The 17,126-nt window shown below is 70.5% G+C and carries 15 protein-coding genes; 9 read left to right on the top strand and 6 right to left on the bottom strand.

Going from position 1 to position 17,126, the window contains the following annotated elements; translation table 11 throughout:
* The first annotated feature begins 134 nt into the window (after positions 1-134).
* The 4 genes from ABTX60_RS03210 to ABTX60_RS03195 are packed head-to-tail and all read left to right on the top strand — an operon-like array spanning position 135 to position 3,736.
* The gene (locus ABTX60_RS03210) at positions 135-947 is read left to right on the top strand and encodes an AAC(3) family N-acetyltransferase (protein WP_352095359.1); all 813 of its coding nucleotides are present in this window, start codon (positions 135-137) and stop codon (positions 945-947) included.
* Positions 948-978: 31 nt separating this feature from the next.
* Complete coding sequence (locus tag ABTX60_RS03205) at positions 979-1,902, top strand: ABC transporter ATP-binding protein (protein ID WP_352095358.1); 924 nt, start codon at positions 979-981, stop codon at positions 1,900-1,902.
* A 56-nt stretch (positions 1,903-1,958) separates the two neighbouring features.
* Positions 1,959-2,675, top strand: coding sequence for an ABC transporter permease (locus ABTX60_RS03200; RefSeq protein WP_352095489.1), 717 nt, complete (start codon positions 1,959-1,961; stop codon positions 2,673-2,675).
* 53 nt (positions 2,676-2,728) lie between these two features.
* The gene (locus ABTX60_RS03195; RefSeq protein ID WP_352095357.1) at positions 2,729-3,736 is read left to right on the top strand and encodes a COX15/CtaA family protein; all 1,008 of its coding nucleotides are present in this window, start codon (positions 2,729-2,731) and stop codon (positions 3,734-3,736) included.
* Here the strand turns inward: ABTX60_RS03195 and ABTX60_RS03190 are convergent.
* From ABTX60_RS03190 to ABTX60_RS03180, 3 genes are all read right to left on the bottom strand, one after another.
* On the bottom strand, positions 3,733-4,839 hold the full coding sequence (locus ABTX60_RS03190; RefSeq protein WP_352095356.1) for an amidohydrolase family protein: 1,107 nt from the start codon (positions 4,837-4,839) through the stop codon (positions 3,733-3,735). The genes ABTX60_RS03195 and ABTX60_RS03190 overlap by 4 nt on opposite strands.
* 174 nt (positions 4,840-5,013) lie before the next feature.
* On the bottom strand, positions 5,014-5,346 hold the full coding sequence (locus ABTX60_RS03185; RefSeq protein ID WP_352095355.1) for a hypothetical protein: 333 nt from the start codon (positions 5,344-5,346) through the stop codon (positions 5,014-5,016).
* 66 nt (positions 5,347-5,412) lie between these two features.
* On the bottom strand, positions 5,413-6,330 hold the full coding sequence (locus tag ABTX60_RS03180) for a heme o synthase (protein ID WP_352095488.1): 918 nt from the start codon (positions 6,328-6,330) through the stop codon (positions 5,413-5,415).
* Between the two features lie 383 nt (positions 6,331-6,713).
* Here ABTX60_RS03180 and tkt point away from each other — a divergent pair, with 383 nt between their 5' ends.
* From tkt to pgl, 5 genes are read left to right on the top strand one after another with little or no spacing between them, the layout of a single operon-like run.
* Complete coding sequence (gene tkt, locus ABTX60_RS03175; RefSeq protein ID WP_352095354.1) at positions 6,714-8,801, top strand: transketolase; 2,088 nt, start codon at positions 6,714-6,716, stop codon at positions 8,799-8,801.
* Between the two features lie 34 nt (positions 8,802-8,835).
* Complete coding sequence (tal, locus tag ABTX60_RS03170) at positions 8,836-9,954, top strand: transaldolase (protein WP_352095353.1); 1,119 nt, start codon at positions 8,836-8,838, stop codon at positions 9,952-9,954.
* Positions 9,955-9,958: 4 nt separating this feature from the next.
* The gene (gene zwf / locus ABTX60_RS03165) at positions 9,959-11,482 is read left to right on the top strand and encodes a glucose-6-phosphate dehydrogenase (protein WP_352095352.1); all 1,524 of its coding nucleotides are present in this window, start codon (positions 9,959-9,961) and stop codon (positions 11,480-11,482) included.
* Positions 11,479-12,612 carry a glucose-6-phosphate dehydrogenase assembly protein OpcA gene (opcA, locus tag ABTX60_RS03160; RefSeq protein ID WP_352095351.1) on the top strand — a complete coding sequence of 378 codons (1,134 nt, stop codon included), beginning with the start codon at positions 11,479-11,481 and terminating at the stop codon, positions 12,610-12,612. Before zwf ends, opcA begins: the two co-directional genes overlap by 4 nt.
* Complete coding sequence (gene pgl, locus ABTX60_RS03155) at positions 12,609-13,394, top strand: 6-phosphogluconolactonase (protein ID WP_352095350.1); 786 nt, start codon at positions 12,609-12,611, stop codon at positions 13,392-13,394. The genes opcA and pgl overlap by 4 nt, the downstream gene beginning before the upstream one ends.
* 162 nt (positions 13,395-13,556) lie before the next feature.
* Here pgl and ABTX60_RS03150 read toward each other — a convergent pair whose 3' ends face one another.
* From ABTX60_RS03150 to ABTX60_RS03140, 3 genes are read right to left on the bottom strand one after another with little or no spacing between them, the layout of a single operon-like run.
* Positions 13,557-14,396: a carbohydrate ABC transporter permease gene (locus ABTX60_RS03150; RefSeq protein ID WP_352095349.1), complete on the bottom strand. Its 840-nt coding sequence runs from the start codon at positions 14,394-14,396 to the stop codon at positions 13,557-13,559.
* Positions 14,393-15,754 carry a carbohydrate ABC transporter permease gene (locus ABTX60_RS03145; protein ID WP_352095348.1) on the bottom strand — a complete coding sequence of 454 codons (1,362 nt, stop codon included), beginning with the start codon at positions 15,752-15,754 and terminating at the stop codon, positions 14,393-14,395. Before ABTX60_RS03145 ends, ABTX60_RS03150 begins: the two co-directional genes overlap by 4 nt.
* 6 nt (positions 15,755-15,760) lie before the next feature.
* Positions 15,761-17,086, bottom strand: a complete 1,326-nt coding sequence (locus tag ABTX60_RS03140; protein WP_352095347.1) for an ABC transporter substrate-binding protein — start codon at positions 17,084-17,086, stop codon at positions 15,761-15,763.
* Between the last annotated feature and the right edge of the window lie 40 nt (positions 17,087-17,126).

Below are 17,126 nucleotides of genomic sequence, written 5' to 3'. Positions count from 1 at the left end.
ACCCGGCAAGCCGCGCATGCGGCACCCGACGGTGCCCTGCGTCACTTAGGTAAACCTAATCCGACCTGCGGAAACGATCTCTGATCGATCAAACCGGTGGCATGCGGCAGCCGTATCGGGGACACTCCACAACCATGCCCACACCCCCTCCGACCGGCCCTCTTGTCACCCGCGAGACGCTTCGGACCCAGCTCGGCGAACTCGGCGTGCGGCCCGGCGAGACCCTCCTCGCGCACTCCTCGCTCCGGGCCCTCGGCTGGGTCAACGGCGGCGCCGTCGCGGTGGTGGAAGGACTGCTCGACGCGCTCGGCCCGCAGGGCACGCTCGTGGTCCCCACCCAGACCGGCGACCTGTCCGACCCGGCCCTGTGGAGCAACCCGCCCGTACCCCCGGAATGGTGGGCGGCCATTCGCGCCACCATGCCCGCCTACGATCCGCGGATCACACCCAGCCGCGGGGTCGGCGTCGTCCCGGAGACCGTGCGCACCTGGCCCGGCGCGCGGCGCAGCGCGCATCCGCAGACCTCGTTCGCGGCGCTCGGCCCCCGCGCGGCGGAGGTGCTCGACGGGCACGCTCCCGACTGCCGGCTCGGTGAGCGCAGCCCGCTGGCGAAGCTGGAGGCGATGGGCGCCCGGGTGCTGCTGCTCGGCGCCGGCTACGCCTCCTGCACGAGCTTCCACCTCGCCGAGTACCGGATACCGTCCCCGCGTGTCGCCGTGGGCCGGCCGGGGCCGGAGGGCTGGGAGACCGTCACCGAGGTGTCGATCAGCTCGGACCGTTTCGACGAGCTGGGCTACGACTTCGAACGGGACCGTCCCGTGGTGCGCGGAAAGGTCGGCGCGGCCGAGGCGCGGCTGTTCCCGGTGGCGGACGCGGTGGCCTACGCCGAGCAGTGGCTGGCGGTCCACCGGCCCCGTGATGAGGAATTCCTCCACCCGCCGGTCTGAGCTCCGGTCCGCCTCCCTAGACTTTGGACCCATGCGAAGTGAGCCCGTGATCCAGGTCCAGGCCCTGGTGAAGCGGTACGGCACGAAGACCGCGGTGGACGGGCTCGACCTGGTGGCCCGGACGGGCGTGACCGCCGTGCTCGGTCCCAACGGGGCGGGCAAGACGACCACGGTCGAGACCTGCGAGGGGTACCGGAAGCCGGATTCCGGCACGGTGCGCGTCCTGGGCCTCGACCCGGTGAGACAGTCCGGGGACCTGCGGCCCCGCATCGGCGTGATGCTCCAGTCCGGCGGCGTCTACTCGGGCTCCCGGGCCGACGAGATGCTCCGCCACGTCGCCAGGCTGCACGCGCACCCCCTGGACGTGGACGCGCTGATCGAGCGTCTTGGCCTCGGCTCCTGCGGCCGTACGACGTACCGCCGGCTGTCCGGCGGACAGCAGCAGCGGCTCGCGCTGGCCATGGCCGTGGTCGGGCGACCGGAACTGGTCTTCCTCGACGAGCCGACCGCCGGACTCGACCCGCAGGCCCGCCGCGCCACCTGGGACCTCGTGCGGGACCTGCGCGCGGACGGCGTGTCGGTGATCCTCACCACCCACTACATGGACGAGGCCGAGCAGCTCGCGGACGACGTGGCGATCATCGACGCCGGCCGGGTCATCGCCCAGGGCTCCCCCGAGGAGCTGTGCCGGGGCGGCGCCGAGAACACGCTCCGCTTCACGGGCCGGCCCGGCCTCGACGTCGGCTCGCTGCTGAAGGCCCTGCCCGCCGACTGCTCGGCCGCCGAGCTGACACCGGGCTCCTACCGGGTCGTCGGCAAGATCGACCCCCAGCTGCTCGCGACGGTCACCTCCTGGTGCGCCCAGCACGGCGTGATGCCGGAGAAGATCTCCGTCGAGCGGCACACCCTGGAGGACGTCTTCTTGGAGCTCACCGGCAAGGAGCTGCGCTCGTGACCGCCACCGGCACGGGGACGTACACGCCGAAGCCCGGCGCGGCGCCCCTCCCCCGCATGATCGCGGCCCAGGCCGCCCTCGAAACGAAGATGCTGCTGCGCAACGGTGAGCAGCTGCTGCTGACCGTCGTCATCCCGACGCTGCTCCTGGTGCTCTTCAGCACCGTGGACATCGTCGACACCGGCGCCGGCGAGGCGGTCGACTTCCTCGCGCCCGGCATCCTCGCGCTCGCGGTGATGTCGACCGCGTTCACGGGCCAGGCCATCGCCACCGGCTTCGAGCGCCGCTACGGCGTGCTGAAGCGGCTCGCCTCCTCGCCCCTGCCCCGCTGGGGCCTGATGGCGGCGAAGACGCTGTCCGTCCTGGTCACCGAGGTGCTCCAGGTGATCCTGCTGACGGTGATCGCCTTCGCCCTCGGCTGGTCGCCGCAGGGCAATCCGGTCGCCGTCCTGCTGCTGCTGGTCCTCGGCACGGCGGCCTTCTCGGGCCTGGGACTGCTGATGGCCGGGACGCTGAAGGCCGAGGCGACGCTGGCCGCGGCCAACCTGGTGTTCCTGCTGCTGCTCGTCGGCGGCGGAGTCGTCGTGCCGCTCGACAAGTTCCCCTCCGGCGCGCAGGACGTCCTCGGTCTGCTGCCCATCGCGGCACTGTCCGACGGGCTGCGGGACGTGCTCCAGCACGGCGCCGGGATGCCCTGGGGCGACCTCGGGATCCTGGCCGTGTGGGCGGTCGTGGGCCTGGCAGCGGCCGGGAAGTTCTTCCGCTGGGAGTAGGGAGGTGCCCTGTGACGGACCCTCGTGAACGCATGCACAAGCGGCGGCCTACGATGGTTCGCGTGCCACACGTGACCCGCGCCGACGCCCAGGCCGCCCTGCGCAACCCGCTCGCCTTCATCGCCGAGCGCTGGACCCCGGAACCCCGGACGGTCCGGCGCGCGGCTCTCTCCGCACTGCTGATGTCGGTGATCATCGTCGTCACCGGCGGCGCCGTCCGGCTGACCGGCTCGGGCCTGGGCTGCCCGACCTGGCCCAAGTGCACCGACGACTCGCTCACCGCCACCAGCGCGATGGGCTTCCACGGTGCCATCGAGTTCGGCAACCGCATGCTGACGTACGTGCTGTGCGCGGCCGTCGGCTGGGCGATCATCGCCGCGCGCTCGCAGAAGCCGTACCGGCGGGGCCTGGTGCGGCTGGGCTGGGCGCAGTTCTGGATCGTGATGAGCAACGCGATCCTCGGTGGCATCGTGGTGCTGGTCGGTCTCAACCCGTACACGGTCGCGGCCCACTTCGTGGCGACATCGGCACTGATCGCGGTGGCCACGGTGATGTGGCAGCGCACCCGTGAGGGTGACGCGGCGCCGCGCCCGCTGGTCGGCAAGGCCGTGCAGCAGTTGGTGTGGTTCCTGGTCGCGGCGGCCGTCCTGCTCATCCTGGTCGGGACGGTCGTCACCGGCGCGGGCCCGCACGCGGGCGACTCCAGCGAGGTCGAGCGGATGCCCGTCGACTGGGAGACCGTGAGCAAGCTGCACGCCGTGCTGGCGTGGATCGTGGTGACGCTGACGTTCGCCCTGTGGTTCGTCCTCAAGGCGGTCGACGCGCCGAAGAACCCGCTGGACCGCACCCGCGAGCTGTTCCTGATCCTGCTCGCGCAGGGCGTCATCGGCTACGTCCAGTACTTCACGGACCTGCCCGAGGTCCTGGTCGGCATGCACATGCTGGGCTCGGCCGCGATGTGGATCTGGGTGCTGCGGGTGGTGCTGTCGCTGCGCGAGCGGCCCGAGGCCGCCGTGGACCTGCCCGGCCCCACCGCCGAGGCCACCCTCACCAAGGCCTAGTCCAGCCCGTACACCCGGCGCGCGTTCCCCGACGCCAGCATGCCCGCGACCCGCTGGGCGTCGGCCGGTGACCAGGCGCCCTCGGCGACCCAGGTGCCGAGCACCCGCCCGAGGGCCTCGCGGAACAGGCGGGCGCCCACCACGTGCAGTTCGGGCAGCCCCTGCGCGCCGGTGGAGAAGAGGATTTTTCCGAAGGGCGCCAGTTCGAGGATCTCCGCGAGGACGGTCGCGGCCCGGGCGCCCGTGCGGACCAGGGCGGCGCCGCAGTCGACGTGGACGTGCGGGAAGACACCGGCGAGATGGGCGGCCTGCCGGTGGTACGGGTAGCCGTGCAGCAGGACCAGGTCCGTGCCGAGGCCGGCGGTGGCCCGTACGAAGTCCGTCAGCAGCACCGGGTCCGTCCGGTCGGTCCGCAGCCCCGGTGCGCCCAGCCCCGCGTGAAGCTGGAGCGGCAGCCCCGAGGCGACCGCGCTCCACAGCAGATGCCGTAGCAGGACCGGGTCGCTCAGCTCCCCGCCGACGCCGCGCCCGGCGAGCCAGCGGCCGGCCGCGCCCCGCACCTCCCCCGGCCCGGGCGGCTCCGGCGCGAGCGCGAGGCCGTGCCGTACGCCGGCGACCGAGGTGAAGGCGACGGCGGTCGCGGCGGCCGCGTGCACCGACTCGGCGAGATTGGCGAGGAAGGACTCGACGGTTCCGGAGGTGTCGGCGACCTGCTCGGCGAGGAGTTCCAGACGCACGATCTCGCGGGCCCGGGCGGCTCCCGCGCTGGCCAGCTCGCCGGGTTCCGTCAGGTCGCCGGGGAGGCCGGTGTCGACCAGGTAGGTCGTGATGCCGCTGCCGCGCAGGAGGCGGCGGCCGGACTCCAGGACGCCCAGTTCGCGGCGCCGTGCCAGGTAGCGGGCGGGCGCGCAGTGGGGTTCGAGGCCGAGCAGGGGCGGGCACCAGCGCCGCACGGCGAAGCCGGTCTGGGTGTCGAAGAGGGTGGTGCCTGGGGCGGGTGGGCCCTCGGTGCGGCTGAGCTGGGCCTCGAAGGTGCCGAGGCCCAGCTCCGTACGGAGTACTCCGTGGCAGTACTGGTCCACCAGTGACGGCGTTTCGATCATCCGGGCCTCCCGGTGTGGACCCTGTTGTTCCTAAGGGTCCTAACGGGTGAACCGGGTTTGAGGTCGCGGGTCCCGGAGTGGTCGGCCGGGGCGTGCGGCGGGTACGGACCGGATATGGCTGGTCGCGCCCACGCGGCTGAGCCGCACATCGATACAGCCCCGCGCCCCTTGAGGTCAGTCGTTCTTGGGGCCGCCTACCTGGATCCCGGCCATACGGCTCCACTCGTAGCGACCGGTCTTGACCTTGGCGGCGAATTCGCCGTCGAAGGACTCGTGGCGGGTGATGCCGGACTTCTCCACGGCCTTCTCGGCGATCTCGTAGGAGGGGGCGACCAGGTCGCCCCAGTTGCCGTCCTCGCCGACCAGGACGATGCGGGCGCCGCGCTCGCCGAGGTAGGCGACCTGGCCCTCGGCACCGCCGTGGGCCTTGGAGAAGGAGGAGATCTGCTGGGCCAGCCGGGCCGCCTTGCGCTCGGCCTTCGGGTCAACCTGCTGCGTGTCTGCCATGGCCAGGATGCTACTCACCGGTAGATCGACTGGCGAGGGCAGGGGCCTGTGACCTGTGTCAGGGCGTCAGCGCAGGAAGGGATCGACCGCGACCGCCACGAAGAGCAGCGACACGTAGGTGATCGACCAGTGGAACAGGCGCATCTCCTTCAGCTTCGCGCCCGTCACCTCCGCCTTCGCGCGGTTCTGCAGGCCGTGCGCCTCCCAGAGCCAGAAACCGCCCGCCAGCAGGGCCACCGAGGTGTAGAACCAGCCGGTGTAGCCGAGGGGGGTGAGGAGGAGCGAGACGCCGACCATGACCCAGCTGTAGATCACGATCTGCTTGGCGACCACCTTGTTGGAGGCGACCACCGGCAGCATGGGCACGCCCACGCGCGCGTAGTCCTCCCTGACCTTCATGGACAGCGGCCAGTAGTGCGGCGGCGTCCAGAAGAACATGACCATGAAGAGGATGACCGGCGCCCAGGACATCGAGTTCGTGACCGAGGACCAGCCGATCAGCACCGGCAGGCAGCCGGCGATGCCGCCCCACACGATGTTCTGCGAGGTACGGCGCTTGAGGATCATCGTGTAGACGACCACGTAGAAGAGGAGCGCGCCGAGCGCGAGCCAGGCGCTCAGCCAGTTCACCGTGAGGCCGAAGAGCAGCGTGGACGTGATCGCCAGGGTGATGCCGAAGGCCAGGCACTCGCGCGGGCTGACCATGCCGGTGACCAGCGGGCGCTGCGAGGTGCGGTCCATGAGCGCGTCGATGTCGCGGTCGATGTACATGTTGAGGGCGTTGGCGCCGCCCGCGGACATGTAGCCGCCGAGGCACGTCAGCAGCACCAGTGTCAGGTCGGGCACGCCCTGCTGTGCCAGGAACATCACCGGCACCGTCGTGATCAGCAGCAGCTCGATGATCCGCGGCTTGGTGAGAGCCACGAATGCCATGACACGGGCCCCGAGCGGCCGGTGGGCCGGGCTCTGGTCCGCCCCGGTCATCCCCGCTGGACGGGATTCAACGGCCGTCACGCACACCCCTACAGAGACATCCCAGCAAGCCTCACCGCTGTGAAGTCCCGGTAAAGGCTCGCGCGTACCACGCCACTTTAGACGTTGCCCAGACTCGGACATTCGCGGGGGTCGGGTCGTGTTGGCGGGCAGCTTCCGAAGGGCGCGCCGAAGCTCGATTGAGCACCCGGATGAGCGGCTCCGTATTCACCTGTCGAATGCGGTACGGCCCAGTCAGGAAGCGGATCGGGATCCGTCCCGGCACTCTGGAGTGACTCGAAAAAACGCACGTCCCACGGGGGTAGGCTCGACTGCGGCCGGTGGGCGCCCCGATACACCGGCATCCGACATGTGGAGAGGAGCCCTGACCCAGGGTGAGCACCAAGCCGACCACCACAGACCTCGAGTGGACCGAGTTGGACCAGCGGTCCGTCGACACCGCGCGTGTCCTGGCCGCCGATGCCGTACAGAAGGTCGGTAACGGCCATCCGGGTACGGCGATGAGCCTGGCGCCTGCCGCCTACACCCTCTTCCAGAAGGTGATGCGGCACGACCCGGCGGACGCCGACTGGGTCGGACGGGACCGCTTCGTGCTGTCCGCCGGCCACTCGTCCCTGACCCTCTACACCCAGCTGTACCTGGCCGGCTTCGGCCTGGAGCTGGACGATCTGAAGTCCTTCCGGACCTGGGGCTCGAAGACCCCCGGCCACCCCGAGTACGGGCACACGACCGGTGTGGAGACGACCACCGGCCCGCTCGGCCAGGGCGTCGCCAACGCGGTGGGCATGGCGATGGCCGCCCGCTACGAGCGCGGTCTGTTCGACCCGGAGGCCCGCGAGGGCGAGTCGCCGTTCGACCACTTCATCTACTGCATCGCCGGTGACGGCTGCCTCCAGGAGGGCATCTCCGCCGAGGCGTCCTCGCTGGCGGGCCACCAGAAGCTGGGCAACCTGATCCTGCTGTGGGACGACAACCACATCTCGATCGAGGGCGACACCGAGACGGCCGTCTCCGAGGACACCGCCAAGCGGTACGAGGCCTACGGCTGGCACGTGCAGCGCGTGGAGCCGCAGGAGAACGGCGACCTGGACCCGGCCGCGATCTTCGAGGCGATCCAGAAGGCCAAGGCCGTCACGGACCGGCCGTCGTTCATCGCGATGCGCTCGATCATCGCCTGGCCGGCCCCGAACGCGCAGAACACCGAGGCCGCGCACGGCTCGGCGCTGGGCGACGACGAGGTCGCGGCGACCAAGCGGGTCCTCGGCTTCGACCCGGAGCAGTCCTTCGAGGTCTCCGACGAGGTCATCTCGCACACCCGCAAGGCGCTGGAGCGGGGCCAGGCGGCCCGTGCGGTGTGGGAGAAGGCGTACCAGCAGTGGCGGGACAACAACCCCGAGCGGGCCGCGGAGTACGACCGCGTCGCCAAGGGTGAGCTGCCCAAGGGCTGGGAGGAGAAGATCCCGGTCTTCGAGGTCGGCAAGGGCGTGGCCACGCGTGCCGCCTCCGGCAAGATCCTCCAGGCGCTCGGCGGGGTCGTCCCCGAGCTGTGGGGCGGCTCGGCCGACCTGGCCGGCTCCAACAACACCACGATCGACAAGACCAGCTCCTTCCTCCCGGCGGACAACCCGCTGCCGGAGGCGGACCCGTACGGCCGCACGATCCACTTCGGTATCCGCGAGCACGCGATGGCCGCGGAGATGAACGGCATCGCGCTGCACGGCAACACCCGGATCTACGGCGGCACGTTCCTGGTCTTCTCCGACTACATGCGCAACGCGGTGCGGCTGTCGGCGCTGATGCACCTGCCGGTGACGTACGTGTGGACGCACGACTCCATCGGTCTCGGCGAGGACGGCCCGACCCACCAGCCGGTCGAGCACCTCGCCTCGCTGCGCGCGATCCCGGGCCTGAACGTCGTGCGCCCGGCCGACGCCAACGAGACCGCCATCGCCTGGCGCGAGATCCTCAAGCGCTGGACGAAGGAGTTCGGCAAGGGGCAGCCGCACGGTCTGGCGCTGACGCGTCAGGGCGTGCCGACGTACGAGCCCAACGAGGACGCGGCCAAGGGCGGTTACGTCCTGTTCGAGGCCGAGGGCGGCGACGCCGAGGTGATCCTCATCGCCACCGGTTCGGAGGTGCACGTCGCCGTCGAGGCGCGCGAGCAGCTCCAGGGCGCCGGCGTGCCCACGCGCGTCGTGTCCATGCCGTCGGTGGAGTGGTTCGAGCAGCAGGACCAGGGGTACCGGGACAGCGTCCTGCCGCCGTCCGTCCGGGCCCGTGTCGCGGTGGAGGCCGGTATCGGTCTCACGTGGCACAAGTACGTGGGGGACGCCGGCCGCATCGTTTCCCTGGAGCACTTCGGTGCTTCGGCCGACGGCAAGGTCCTCTTCCGCGAGTTCGGCTTCACTCCCGAGAACGTGGCCGCCGCCGCGCGGGAATCGATCGCCGCAGCTCAGCGCTGACGCTTATACACGACACGTAGGAGATGGAATTTCCATGACAGACGCACTGAAGCGCCTCTCCGAGGAAGGCGTGGCGATCTGGCTGGACGACCTGTCGCGCAAGCGGATCACGTCCGGCAACCTCGCCGAGCTGATCGACCAGCAGCACGTCGTGGGCGTCACCACCAACCCGTCGATCTTCCAGAAGGCGATCTCGCAGGGCGACGGCTACGACACGCAGCTGACCGACCTCGCCGCCCGCAAGGTCACCGTCGAAGAGGCCATCCGCATGATCACGACGGCGGACGTCCGTGACGCCGCCGACATCCTGCGCCCGGTCTTCGACGCCACCGGTGGCCAGGACGGCCGGGTCTCGATCGAGGTCGACCCGCGCCTGGCGCACAACACGCGGGCGACGGTCGCCGAGGCCAAGCAGCTCGCCTGGCTGGTGGACCGGCCCAACACCCTCATCAAGATCCCGGCGACCGAGGCGGGCATCCCGGCCATCGCCGAGACCATCGGCCTGGGCATCAGCGTCAACGTCACGCTGATCTTCTCGCTGGAGCGCTACCGCCTGGTCATGGACGCGTTCCTCGAGGGCCTGGAGAAGGCCAAGGAGCGCGGCCTGGACCTGTCGCAGATCCACTCCGTGGCGTCGTTCTTCGTGTCCCGCGTGGACACCGAGATCGACAAGCGGATCGACGCGCTGGGCACCGACGAGGCCAAGGCCGCGCGCGGCAAGGCCGGCGTCGCCAACGCCCGGCTGGCCTACCAGGCGTACGAGGAGGTCTTCTCCTCGGACCGCTGGAGCGCCCTGGAGAAGGCGGGCGCCAACAAGCAGCGTCCGCTGTGGGCGTCCACCGGTGTGAAGGACAAGGCCTACAAGGCCACCCTCTACGTCGACGAGCTGGTCGCGCCCAACACGGTGAACACCATGCCGGAGGCGACCCTGTTCGCCACCGAGGAGCAGGGCGAGATCCGCGGCAACGCCGTCGCCGGCACGTACGAACAGGCCCGCGCCGACCTCGACGCGGTCGAGAAGCTCGGGATCAAGTACGACGACGTGGTCCGGCTGCTGGAGGAAGAGGGCGTGGAGAAGTTCGAGGCGTCCTGGACCGACCTGCTGAAGTCGACCGAGGCCGAGCTCAAGCGCCTCGCCCCCTCGGAGGGCTGAACAGGTGTCGAGCAGCAACCCGCTGCGTGACCCCGCGGACCGACGGCTCCCGCGTATCGCGGGGCCGTCGGGCCTGGTCATCTTCGGCGTCACGGGCGACCTGTCCCGCAAGAAGCTCATGCCCGCCGTGTACGACCTCGCCAACCGGGGTCTGCTGCCGCCGGGCTTCTCGCTGGTGGGCTTCGCCCGCCGCGAGTGGGCGCACGAGGACTTCGCGCAGGAGGTGCACGACGCGGTCAAGGAGCACGCCCGCACGCCCTTCCGCGAGGAGGTCTGGCAGCAGCTCATCCAGGGCATGCGCTTCGTGCAGGGCACGTTCGACGACGACGACGCGTTCGAGCGGCTGCGCTCCACGATCGAGGAGCTCGACAAGGCACAGGGCACGGGCGGCAACTTCGCCTTCTACCTGTCGGTGCCGCCGTCGGCCTTCCCGGTGGTCATCAAGCAGCTGAAGAAGCACCAGCTGGCCGACCAGACGGGCGGTTCCTGGCGGCGCGCGATCATCGAGAAGCCGTTCGGCCACAACCTGGAGTCGGCCGAGGATCTCAACAAGGTCGTCCACGAGGTCTTCGCCCCGGACCAGGTCTTCCGCATCGACCACTACCTGGGCAAGGAGACCGTCCAGAACATCCTGGCGCTGCGCTTCGCCAACACCATGTTCGAGCCGATCTGGAACCGGTCCCTCGTGGACCACGTGCAGATCACCATGGCCGAGGACATCGGCATCGGCGGCCGGGCCGGCTACTACGACGGCATCGGCGCCGCCCGCGACGTCATCCAGAACCACCTGCTTCAGCTCCTGGCCCTGACGGCCATGGAGGAGCCTGCCTCCTTCGACGCGGACGCGCTGGCCGCCGAGAAGACGAAGGTGCTCGGCGCCGTGCGCCTGCCGAAGGACATGGGCCGCGACACCGTGCGCGGCCAGTACTCGGCCGGCTGGCAGGGCGGCGAGAAAGTGATCGGCTATCTCGACGAGGACGGTATCGACGCCTCCTCGAAGACCGACACGTACGCCGCGATCAAGCTGGAGATCGACAACCGCCGCTGGGCGGGTGTCCCCTTCTACCTGCGCACCGGCAAGCGCCTCGGCCGCCGCGTGACGGAGATCGCCGTCGTCTTCCAGCGGGCCCCGCACTCCCCCTTCGACTCCACGGCCACCGAGGAGCTCGGCTCCAACGCGATCGTCATCCGCGTCCAGCCGGACGAGGGCGTCACGGTCCGCTTCGGCTCGAAGGTGCCGGGCACGTCGATGGAGATCCGGGACGTGTCGATGGACTTCGCCTACGGCGAGTCCTTCACGGAGTCCAGCCCGGAGGCGTACGAGCGTCTGATCCTGGACGTTCTGCTCGGGGACTCGAACCTCTTCCCGCGTACCGAGGAGGTCGAGCTGTCCTGGAAGATCCTCGACCCGATCGAGGAGTACTGGGACAAGAACGGCAAGCCCGCCCAGTACCAGGCCGGTACCTGGGGGCCCGTCGAGGCGGACGAAATGCTCGAGCGACACGGACGGAGCTGGCGCCGGCCATGAAGACAGACCTCACGGACACTACGGCCAGCAAGGTCAACAAGGCGCTGGTGCAGGGCCGCCGGGCGATCGGCACTCCGGCCGTCGGCATGGTGCTCACGCTGGTCATCGTGACGGACGAGGAGAACGCCTACGACGCGCTCAGGGCCGCGAGCGACGCCGCGCACGAGCATCCCTCGCGCACGCTCGTGGTCATCAAGCGCGTCTCCCGCTCGCCCCGCGACCGCACGCAGTCCCGCCTGGACGCGGAGGTCCGGGTCGGCGCGGACGCGGGCACCGGCGAGACGGTCGTGCTCCGGCTGTACGGCGAGGTCGCGGAGCACGCCCAGTCGGTGGTGCTGCCGCTGCTGCTGCCGGACGCCCCGGTGGTGGTGTGGTGGCCGGTGAACGCGCCGCTCGACCCGGCGAAGGACCCCCTGGGTGCCCTCGCGCAGCGCCGCGTGACCGACACGTACGCCTCAGAGCAGCCGGTACGGGACCTGGCGACCCGGTCCCGGGCCTACACCCCCGGTGACACGGACCTGTCCTGGACCCGCATCACGCCCTGGCGTTCCATGCTGGCGGCGGCCCTCGACCAGGTCGCCTGCGAGGTGCGGGCCGTCGAGGTGGAGGGCGAGGAGTTCAACCCGAGCTGTGAGCTGCTGGCGATGTGGCTCGCGGACCGGCTGGACGTCCCCGTGAAGCGCTCGCTGTCCAGCGGCCCCGGTCTGACGGCCGTCCGTATGGACACCAACTGCGGCCCGATCAAGCTGGACCGTGCCGACGGTTCGCTGGCGACGCTCTCCATCGAGGGCCAGCCGGACCGGGCCGTCGCGCTCAAGCGCAGGGAGACCGCCGAGCTCATGGCGGAGGAGCTGCGGCGACTGGACCCGGACGACACCTACGCGTCGGCCCTGCGGTTCGGGGTGGACCGGCTGAAGTCGTCCTGGTCGGCTCCGGCGCCGCGGGCCTCCGGGGAGTCGGTGGCCAAAGGAGAACGCGGAGAGCCCAAAAGTGACGGGCGAGCACGACTCGCCCTCCCCGCTCCCGTTGAAGCGGCTGCGAAAGCACCCGCTTCACAAGCGACGGCGGAGGAACCGGTGAGGCAGGAACCGCCCGCGCTGGAACCGGTACGGAAGGCGACGACGAAGTGAGTACGGCACCGCAGCTGGTCGTGCACCGCGACAAGGAGCTGATGGCGCAGGCCGCGGCGGCCCGGCTGATCACCAGGATCGTGGACGCGCAGGCCTCCCGGGGTTCGGCGTCCGTGGTCCTGACGGGCGGCCGCAACGGCAACGGCCTGCTGGCCGCGCTGGCCGCGGCGCCCGCCCGGGACGCGATCGACTGGAGCCGGCTCGACCTCTGGTGGGGCGACGAGCGGTTCCTGCCCGAGGGCGACCCCGAGCGCAACGTCACCCAGGCGAGGGAGGCTCTCCTCGACTCGGTGCCGCTCGATCCGAAGCGGGTGCACGCGATGCCCGCGTCGGACGGGCCGCACGGCACCGACGTGGACGCGGCGGCGGCCGCGTACGCGGAGGAGCTGGCAGCGGCGTCGGGCCCGGAGAACCACGGCCCCGTGCCCACGTTCGACGTGCTGACGCTGGGCGTCGGGCCGGACACGCATGTGGCGTCGCTGTTCCCGGAGCTGCCGGCGGTGCGCGAGACGGAGCGTACGGTCGTGGGCGTCCACGGCGCGCCCAAGCCGCCGCCGACCCGGGTGACGCTGACGCTGCCGGCGATTCGCGCCGCCCGTGAGGTGTGGCTTCTCGCGGCCGGGGAGGACAAGGCCCAGGCGGCCGCGATCGCCCTCTCGGGCGCGGGCGAGATCCAAGCGCCGGCGGCGGGGGCGTACGGCAGGAGCAGGACGCTGTGGCTGTTGGACGGGCCGGCGGCTTCGCAACTGCCCCGTTCCTTGTACCCGCCGGCTTCGGCCTAGGCATGCCAGGGGGCTCCGCCCCCTGGACCCCCGTGCCTTCGCCCGCCACCCGAAGCAGTCAGCCAGGAGGCTGGACTCGCGAGTTGCCCCCATCAAGGGCAGTTTCGGGTGGTGGGTGGGCATAGGCGGGGGTCCAGGGGGCTGAGCCCCCTGGTACAGCGGCTACTTGACCGAGCCGGCCATCACGCCCTGCACGAAGTGCCTCTGGAACGCGAAGAACACGACGACGGGGACGACCAGCGACACGAACGCCCCCGGCGCCAGGACATCGATGTTGCTTCCGAACTGGCGTATCTGCGACTGGAGTTCCACGGTCAGCGGCTGTGACGTGCTGTCCGCGAACAGCAACGCCACCAGCATGTCGTTCCAGACCCACAGGAACTGGAAGATGGCCAGGGAGGCGATCGCCGGCCGCCCCACGGGCAGAACCAGCCGCGTGAAGATGCGCCACTCGCTGCCCCCGTCCATGCGGGCCGCCTCCAGCATCTCCTTCGGCATCTCGGCGAAGTAGTTCCGCAGCAGGAACACCGCGAACGGCAGGCCGTACGCCACGTGGAAGAGGACGACACCGGGGATCGTGCCGAACAGTCCCAGCTGCCCGAAGAGTTTGGCGACGGGCAGCAGTCCGATCTGCACGGGCACCACCAGCAGCGCGACCACGACCAGGAAGACCGTCTCCCGGCCGGGGAAGTCCAGCCACGCGAAGGCGTACCCCGCGAGTGCCGCGAGCACCACGACCAGCACCGTCGTGGGCACCGATATCAGCACCGTGTTCCAGAACGCCTGGGTGATCCCGGCGTTCCCCAGCAGCGACGAGTAGTTGTCGAAGGACAGCTGTCCGGGGCTGGAGAACACCGTCCACCAGCCGCCCTTGGCCGTGTCCTCGGCGGACCGCAGCGAGGACAGGAACAGTCCGGCCAGCGGCGTCATCCATACCAGGCCGACCAGGACGAGGAAGGCCTGGACGACCCCGTTGCCCAGTCCGCGCCGAACCGCGTTCATCGCTGACTCCTTCGGAAGCGGCGGACGTTGAACACCATGGCCGGGACGACCAGCAGCAGGAGCAGTACGCCCAGCGCGCTGCCGAGTCCCTGATTGTTGCCGCCGCCGAACGACACCAGCCACATCTGCGTCGCGAGGACGGTCGCGTCCTCCTGCACGGGGCCGGGCGCGATGATGTAGACGAGGTCGAAGACCTTCATCACGTTGATGACGAGGGTGATGAAGACGACCGACAACACCGGTGCCAGCAGCGGCACCGTGATCCGCCGGAAGATCTGCCACTCGTTCGCGCCGTCCATCCGCGCCGCCTCCAGGGCGTCCCGCGGCAGCGTCGACAGGCCCGCCCCGATCAGCACCATGGCGAAGCCGGTCCAGATCCACAGGTACGCGCCGATGATCGCCGGGGTGACCAGCGCCGGGCCGAGCCAGGAGACGCCGTCGTAGGGCTGGGCGAAGTTCGACGACGGCAGCTTCACTTCGTAGGAGCCCGGTTCCAGGCCCTCGAAGCGGAAGGAACCGTCGGCGGCCGTGGTGGTCGTGGCGATCGTCCCGCCGTCGCGGACCGCCTCGACCTTCATCTCCGGCAGCCCGCTCTCCCGCCGGTCGACCTTGCCCTGCTCCCCTCCGCCGCCGGGCGTGAAGTCGAGGTAGACGACTCCGCGCAGTTCGTCGGCGGCGGCCTTGCGTCCCGCCGCCGCGTACGCCGGCTCGGCTCCGCCCGGCAGATCGTCGGGCTGTACGCCCACCAGGCCCAGCGCCACCGCGTCCCCGGGCGCCACACTCGTGCTCGTGCGGTACGAGCCGTCCCTGTCCTTCGTCAGGCCCTGGGCGTCGCGCGCCCGGGCCGTCGGGTAGAAGGACTCCCCCGCGAAGGCGTCGTGGACGGAGACGACCGCGGCGTTGAGCACGCCCTTGTCGGGGTCCTCGTCGTAGGCGAGCCGGAAGATGATGCCGGCGGCGAGGAAGGAGACGGCCATCGGCATGAAGAGGAGCAGTTTGAAGGCCGTGGCCCAGCGGACCTTCTCCACCAGCACGGCGAGGATCAGTCCGAGGCCGGTGAGCAGGGCCGGGGCGATGACGACCCAGATCGCCGTGTTGCGCACGGCCTTGAGGGTCGCCGGGTCGCGGAACATCTCGGCGTAGTTGTCGCCGCCGACGAAGCTGGTCCCCGAGGCGTCGAAGAAGCTGCGGCCGATGCTGAACAGCACGGGGTAGACGACGAGCGCTCCGAGCAGCAGCAGCGCGGGCAGCACGAACAGCAGGGCGATGACCTTCCCGCGCCGGCGCAGCCGCCGGGTGCGGTCGGCGACGGGGCCGGGCGGTGATGAACTCGTCTCTTTCACGAGGGTCGCTGTCATGGCGTATCAGTCCTGGTACGCCTTGGCCGCCGCGGCCTCCAGCTTCGCCGCGGTGCCCTTCGGGTCGGACGGGTCGCGCAGGAAGTCCTGCAGCAGCTTCCACTCGCCGGTGCCCTTGGTGCCACCGAAGGCGGCCGGGGCCTGGTCGGACATGTCGAAGCGGACCGAGTCGCCGGCCTGGACGAGGGACTTGGCGGTGGCGCGGGTGACGTCGTCGCCGTAGGAGGCGAGGTCGACCTTCTTGTTCGGGGACAGGAAGCCGCCCGCCTCCGCCCACACGGCCGAAGCCTCGGGCGTCGCGAGGTACTCCAGGAGGGCCTGGGCGGCCTTCTGGTTCTTGCCGTCCTTGAGGACGACGGCGGCGTCACCGCCGCTGACGACCGGCGCCTCGCCGCCGCCGACGGCCGGGAACGGGAAGAAGTTCGCGTCCTGGCCGACCTTCTTGCCGAACTGGTCCTTGGCGACACCGGCGACGAAGTCGCCCTCGTAGACCATGCCGGCCTCGGGCTCGGGGCCGAACACCTTCTCCACCGAGCCGGGGAAGTCGGTGTTCAGGGCACCCTTCTGGCCGCCCGCGATGAGCTGCTTGTCCTTGAAGAGCTTGCCGAGCGTGGTGAGGGCGTCGACGACGGACGCGTCGGTCCACTTCAGCTTGTGGGCGGCGAGGGCGTCGTACTTCTCGGGGCCGGCCTGGGAGAGGTAGACGTTCTCGAACCAGTCGGTGAGGGTCCAGCCGTCCTGTCCGGCGACGGAGAACGCTGCGAGGCCGGAGTCGGACACGGTCTGCCCGGCCTTCAGCATGTCGTCGTAGGACTTCGGGGGCTTCACGCCGGCCTGTTCCAGGGCGTCGGGGCTGTACCAGACGGTCGACTTGTGGGCGGCCTTGAAGTAGAGGCCGTAGAGGGTGCCGTCGACGCTGCCGTACGTCTTCCACACGGGGGCGTATCCCGCGTCCACGGCCTGCTCGGTCTTCTTCGACAGCGGCTTGAGCCAGCCCTTCTGCGCGAACTGCTTGAGCACGCCGACCTGCGGGACCATCACGACGTCGGGGGCGTTGCCGCCCTCGATCTTGCTGCCGACGACGGTGGAGACGTTGTCGCCGGTGGAGACGAACTGGGTCTTGGCGCCGGTCTTCTCGGTGAAGGCGTCGAGCACCTTCTGGAAGTTCTTCTGCTCGGTGCCGGACCAGACGCCGGCCACGGTGACCGACTGGCCGCCGAGCGCCTTGTCGCCGCCGCCGGCCGAGACGGGCCCGCCGCCGCAGGCGGTCGCGCCGAGCGCCAGGGCGAGGGCGGTGCAGCTGGTGAGCAGGGTGGTACGTCGTCGCATCATCGTTGATGTCCCTTCGGGGAGTTGACTTGCGGGGCGTGCT

This window comes from Streptomyces sp. NPDC126510, from assembly GCF_040302345.1.
In the GTDB taxonomy this organism is placed as follows: Bacteria; Actinomycetota; Actinomycetes; order Streptomycetales; family Streptomycetaceae; genus Streptomyces.
This window is presented reverse-complemented; position numbering and strand designations above follow the sequence as displayed.

Excerpts from the sequence above, each read along its gene's own strand:
- ABTX60_RS03140 (WP_352095347.1), bottom strand. The coding sequence starts at position 17,086 with ATGATGCGACGACGTACCACCCTGCTCACCAGCTGCACCGCCCTCGCC.
- ABTX60_RS03185 (WP_352095355.1), bottom strand. The coding sequence starts at position 5,346 with ATGGCAGACACGCAGCAGGTTGACCCGAAGGCCGAGCGCAAGGCGGCC.
- ABTX60_RS03150 (WP_352095349.1), bottom strand. The coding sequence starts at position 14,396 with ATGAACGCGGTTCGGCGCGGACTGGGCAACGGGGTCGTCCAGGCCTTC.
- ABTX60_RS03200 (WP_352095489.1), top strand. The coding sequence starts at position 1,959 with ATGATCGCGGCCCAGGCCGCCCTCGAAACGAAGATGCTGCTGCGCAAC.
- ABTX60_RS03180 (WP_352095488.1), bottom strand. The coding sequence starts at position 6,330 with ATGACCGGGGCGGACCAGAGCCCGGCCCACCGGCCGCTCGGGGCCCGT.
- ABTX60_RS03190 (WP_352095356.1), bottom strand. The coding sequence starts at position 4,839 with ATGATCGAAACGCCGTCACTGGTGGACCAGTACTGCCACGGAGTACTC.
- ABTX60_RS03195 (WP_352095357.1), top strand. The coding sequence starts at position 2,729 with ATGGTTCGCGTGCCACACGTGACCCGCGCCGACGCCCAGGCCGCCCTG.
- opcA (WP_352095351.1), top strand. The coding sequence starts at position 11,479 with ATGAAGACAGACCTCACGGACACTACGGCCAGCAAGGTCAACAAGGCG.
- tal (WP_352095353.1), top strand. The coding sequence starts at position 8,836 with ATGACAGACGCACTGAAGCGCCTCTCCGAGGAAGGCGTGGCGATCTGG.
- ABTX60_RS03145 (WP_352095348.1), bottom strand. The coding sequence starts at position 15,754 with ATGACAGCGACCCTCGTGAAAGAGACGAGTTCATCACCGCCCGGCCCC.
- ABTX60_RS03210 (WP_352095359.1), top strand. The coding sequence starts at position 135 with ATGCCCACACCCCCTCCGACCGGCCCTCTTGTCACCCGCGAGACGCTT.
- ABTX60_RS03205 (WP_352095358.1), top strand. The coding sequence starts at position 979 with ATGCGAAGTGAGCCCGTGATCCAGGTCCAGGCCCTGGTGAAGCGGTAC.